Annotated in this window: 5 protein-coding genes and 1 pseudogene; 4 read left to right on the top strand and 2 right to left on the bottom strand. The window is 36.7% G+C overall.

Annotated features, from left to right (window positions below; translation table 11 throughout):
* Positions 1-651: mechanosensitive ion channel family protein (locus tag V7659_RS00340; RefSeq protein WP_335537415.1), on the bottom strand; the 651-nt coding region annotated here is incomplete at its 3' end.
* 350 nt (positions 652-1,001) lie between these two features.
* Between V7659_RS00340 and V7659_RS00335 the strand changes: the two genes are divergently transcribed.
* The 4 genes from V7659_RS00335 (at position 1,002) to V7659_RS00320 (ending at position 4,466) form a co-directional block, all read left to right on the top strand.
* A complete protein-coding gene (locus V7659_RS00335) occupies positions 1,002-1,538 on the top strand; it encodes a GNAT family N-acetyltransferase (protein ID WP_335537414.1) in 537 nt (178 codons plus the stop codon).
* A 604-nt stretch (positions 1,539-2,142) separates the two neighbouring features.
* Complete coding sequence (locus V7659_RS00330; protein ID WP_335537416.1) at positions 2,143-3,327, top strand: YsnF/AvaK domain-containing protein; 1,185 nt, start codon at positions 2,143-2,145, stop codon at positions 3,325-3,327.
* 360 nt (positions 3,328-3,687) lie between these two features.
* Positions 3,688-4,089, top strand: coding sequence for a hypothetical protein (locus V7659_RS00325; RefSeq protein ID WP_335537413.1), 402 nt, complete (start codon positions 3,688-3,690; stop codon positions 4,087-4,089).
* Between the two features lie 227 nt (positions 4,090-4,316).
* A complete protein-coding gene (locus V7659_RS00320; protein WP_335537412.1) occupies positions 4,317-4,466 on the top strand; it encodes a hypothetical protein in 150 nt (49 codons plus the stop codon).
* A 142-nt stretch (positions 4,467-4,608) separates the two neighbouring features.
* On the opposite strand, the pseudogene V7659_RS00315 reads toward V7659_RS00320, so the two are convergent.
* A pseudogene (locus V7659_RS00315) lies at positions 4,609-4,822 on the bottom strand (DinB family protein); the annotation flags it as partial.

The raw sequence follows: 4,822 nt of genomic DNA, 5'->3' as shown, positions 1-4,822 counted from the left end.
GTTGAATTTGAAACTCTCCACAGGAAAGCCGTGTTCATCCTTCAACAGGTATTCCCCGTATTTCTCGTTACATGTTTGTGCCACTTCCTCCATCACTTTAAAGGCATAGTCCGGATTTTGCTTATAGTTCAGGACAAGACTTTCGTTCACCCGGCGCATTCCCCGGTTTCCGTTCTGAAGTTCCACGATGTTGCTATAGGAGACAGTATAGAGGTATCCGTCAAACTGGCGAATCTTCAGGTAGCGTATGCTGATTTCTTCGATTTTCCCCTGACGGTTTCCATTGATGATGACATAATCCCCATGATGGATCTGACGCTCAAACAAGTAGGTCAGCCCCATAATGTAATCGCGAATGATATGCTGGAAGATTAATGCCAAGGCACCTGCCACCACTACCGAACCAGTGACAAACTTTTCCAGGTCGAAGAAATGGCTAAGTACATAAATAAAGAAGAACACAAGTCCCAATACCTTTGTCACTTGGTTGGCGAAATGCATCAAAGTCTCTTCCCGTTTTTCATCCAAGAAGTACGTTTTGTCAAAGAAAAGCTTGATGGATTTGCGGATCAAATAAACCGTAAGTATAATCAGCAGTGCCACCGTTAAAATTTTTACGGGCAACTGCTGGAACAGTCCCAAGAAAAACATCCTATCAACTCCCACTTTCTTTACACTATACCAAAGGATTGCGATAAGGGGAAAAAACTTCCTTTCCCAACAAACCTTAACGATAGCATGGTTCCATTAAAAAAAGAAGCACTATCCAGGCTTCTTGAGGAACGATTATATTGTTAATAATGTGTTTTCCGCTGCTGAATGGATATTAAAAGAAATAGAGATAAAGGTCAATGAGGAATTGATCCTAGGAAAGATTAATACCCTTTTTTCGTTCTTATTGGACTAACTGGCAGGTTAGTGTAATAAGGAGTTCCATTTAAAAGGAATTTTATAGGTGAAAAAAGAATAGATAATAATTGAAATATTAAGGGAGAGATTAGATGTTTCCAATATTAGAGACAGAACGATTAATACTAAGGGAAATAAAAAAGGAGGATTCCGAAAATATTTTTGCTTGTTTTTCTAACAACGATGTAACACGTTATTACGGACAACAATCCTTTCAGAATATAGAACAAGCAGAGCAATTAGTTGAGTTCTTTTCAAAAAACTACCACGAAAAAAGAGGCATACGCTGGGGAATCGAAGGAAAAGGCAGCAAAGGTATAATTGGTACAGTTGGTTTTAATGCGTGGTTGCCGAAACATAAAAGGGCGGAAATAGGTTACGAAATTCATCCAGACCAGTGGAGAAAAGGATACACCATAGAAGCAGTAAGTAAAGTTCTTTCATTTGGCTTCAATTCTATGGATTTAACTCGTATAGGAGCAGTTGTATTTATTGATAATGAAGCGTCTAATAATTTACTAACTAAAATAGGTTTTCAAAAAGAGGGAGTTCTGAGGAACTATATGTATCAAAATGGAATAGCACACGATACCAATGTCTATTCTTTACTTAACAATAATAAGTATTGAAAATTACTTAGCTAAGGAAGTCCTTATTATGAATTATTCAATGCTGGCAACATAAAGGCGGCTTTTCTTATTGTAGTAACGGGGCAGTTTAGTTCAAGAACGAAAATGATAAATTTAGAATATATCGTATAAATTTCAGTGTTAAAGAGGTCGAGTATGAGAGAAGAAATTAAATCTCAATTAGGAAGTTGAGGGAAGCTCAGAAAATGAGCTTCTCTTTGTTTATGGTTCTTCTATAACTTTCGTAGAAATGTTTGTGAAGAAATGTACTTAAGTTAAAGGAAACGTTTGATCAAATTCAAGATGCAGCGGAGTTTTTTTCTTGTTGAGCTAAACCAGCTATTAGTTACTGCCTTTAACTCTAAAATGCCATCTAAATATGTGTTCATTTCTATTACCCCATCAATCCATTTTACCGTAATCTTAACATTATTCTTCTTCCTCTAACCTGCAATGTTCCAGTAATCGTCCAATTGTGAAAACGAAATATTAAACATGATTCTCTTTTCAATGTTTCTTCTGATGACTTCCGGGGTAGACATACGTTAGATGGGATGCCATTTATATCCCGCATTAATATATTAGAGGAGGTATTAGTGTGAGAATGGAAAAAAGAATCGTTGGAACATTTAATTCAGAGTCAGAAGTCTTGTATGCGATTGAGGGATTGAAACGTCAGGGGCATAGTGAAACAGATATGATGGTGGTGGCAGAAAATAGAAGTAACATTCCATTGATTACTTCACATACGGGAGTCATGGTAGAAGCGGACATGCAAATGAGTACCTTAGCAGGTGTTATGATGGAGAACTTTGTTACCATGATGACGGCAGGAATGGGCGGAAGGCCCGCAAGAGCACTGTCCAGCAGACTTATTGAGAGAGGACTGTCAGAATTTACAGCAAAACAGTGTGAGGAGGAAATAAAAAAGGGGAAAATCACGTTGCTGGTTGATACGTATGGAACTTATGAAAGCCCTAATTTTAAAACACAATATAAGTATGAAAGCCCTATTAATAAAACATATGAAACACAATATGAGACTGAAAAAACAAGGTCAGTCCCGCTCAGTGAAGAACAGCTTGATATTACAAAACAACGTGTCCAAGTCGGAGAATTACAGCTTCGTAAAGAAGTAGTTGAAGAAGAGCGAACTGTTCTTGTTCCACTCATGCGTGAAGAAGTATATATAGAGCGACGTCCTGTCATCGATGGAAATTATGACGGGCGCCCGTTTTCAGGGGATGAAATCATTCGTATCCCAATTACGGAAGAACGAATAGAAGTAACAAAAAGACCAGTAGTCGTTGAAGAAGTGATTGTAGGCAAGAGAAAAATTCAGGAAACAAAGCAGGTACAGGATGTCATTAAAAAAGAAGAAGCACGGATTGAGCGATCTGTCCCTTCGTCAATGGAATCATGGACGCCGGTCAACCATTTGACTGATGTAGGACAAGAAGAAGTTAGTAATGACAGCCCAAATAATTTGAGTGTGGAAGGAAATCCTAATAACACTGCATTTGTAATGTCAAAGGATCAAACAGATGAAACCCGTGAAAAACGTACTGGCTCCGTCGCTATACAAGCAGAAAAAAACAAACCTGAATTATCTGCCAGTAAAAAAGACAAAACGAGCGGGGCTCTAACAGATTCTTCTGATATGAATAAAAATGAAAGTGAAAGTTCAGAAGCGAATTCAGCAGTTTCTGTGAAACTAGAAGCAACCCACAACAAAGAAAATTCTACCAAAGATGAGAAAAATAAAAATAAAAAAAATCAGCAGAAATAAAGAAAAAACACACCAAACTAAATAAGCTTGAATGAAATAGGAAGTCATTAGATACTGTATAATAAAAGCTGATTTTCAAAGGTCACTAATCTGTGCCCTTTGAAATCAGCTTTATTCAGAAGATTTAAGTAAAAAAAATTCTTCAAGTGAATAGATGGAACACCGGTAAACCCTATGTTTTAATGGAGAAATATTTGTAGTCAATTATGTGGACTACCTGGAGTATAAGTTTGTGAAAAAATGTACTTAAACAAACGGGTGCATTAGTTTAAGATGGGTAGCTGCTTCGGCAGCTTTTTCTTGTTCAACTAAAGGGGAGTTTAAGTAAAATTTTGCTTTTTAGTGAAAGGAGTTTTTGCAATGACATCTCATTATTTTATTGCTACATTAAAGCCAATTCCTGATCATCATTCAAGTGAAAATAATTATGCATTTCTAAATGGCGAGGCGTATAAGGAAAGTATACCGTTTACACTCCCTTATGTTTATGAGCTTGGAGGAGAGGACATCGAATTTATTACATTTTTGGATTCGTTTATGGAAATAGGGGACGTTGTAGAACTATATATATTTGAAGAAGGACGTCATGGTTACCCCTTATCACATAATCATCCAGAAGAGGCTAGAACGATTAATCTCCTGAAAAAAACTTACAAGGATCAATACGGTGAATATCAATTAGACTCAAAGAAATGGAAAGAAGAGCTTTCTAGACGCACTATTGCATCAAAACGAAGTATAACGACATTCGTTAAATACTAGTGATCTGCTGAATTCAAGGTTGTTATTTGACTAACGAGTAGCTTGAGTTAATGTTCAAAAATGAGTTGTTGTGGCAGCTCTTTTTCAATTGCTTCTTCAACTAAAGAAGCAGGTTAGTTGAACAAGAAACCCTTTAGGGTCATTCGAATAAAGCGATAAATTAAGCACAAAATGAAAAGGGAAATGAATTCCGTAATACAAATAAGGAGAACGGTAGGAGTGAAAGTATGGATAAGAACAAAGGGAAAACACCAAATGTATCAGGAAGTTTTCAAGTGATTGAAGACGGCCGAAAAGAAACTATTGAGGAATTGAGAAAAGATAACAAATTAGATGAAGAAACGGAATACTATGCACGAATTTTTATGGAAGAGTAATACTTGAAGGGCTGGCTGCTATTGCCGCCTTTTTTTGTTATTCAACTAAAGGGGCATTTTAGTTGAAGAAGGAAACACTTAAAAAAAACATATACGTAATAAAAATGGTGCTTCACAACAGTGAAAGCACCTATATTACGCACTAGTCCCAGATACGGATTCTTGGAACACCTGCCGTTCTTAAATAATCTAATAACTGACCAGTATGAACAGATTAGTGATACGCAATGCGTAGGAGCATATCCCCCAGGTCTCTTATGTATCCTGCATCAGAACGGTCAATCTTAATATTTGTTAAGTCTTCTTCAGAAAATGATCTGATTGTATTTATGAATTGATTACGATAGGGTTCGGCA

It is taken from the genome of Neobacillus drentensis (assembly GCF_036966985.1).
Taxonomy (GTDB): domain Bacteria; phylum Bacillota; class Bacilli; order Bacillales; family Cytobacillaceae; genus Neobacillus; species Neobacillus drentensis_E.
The sequence above is the reverse complement of the archived record's forward strand: the minus strand, read 5'-3'. Positions and strand labels throughout refer to the sequence as shown.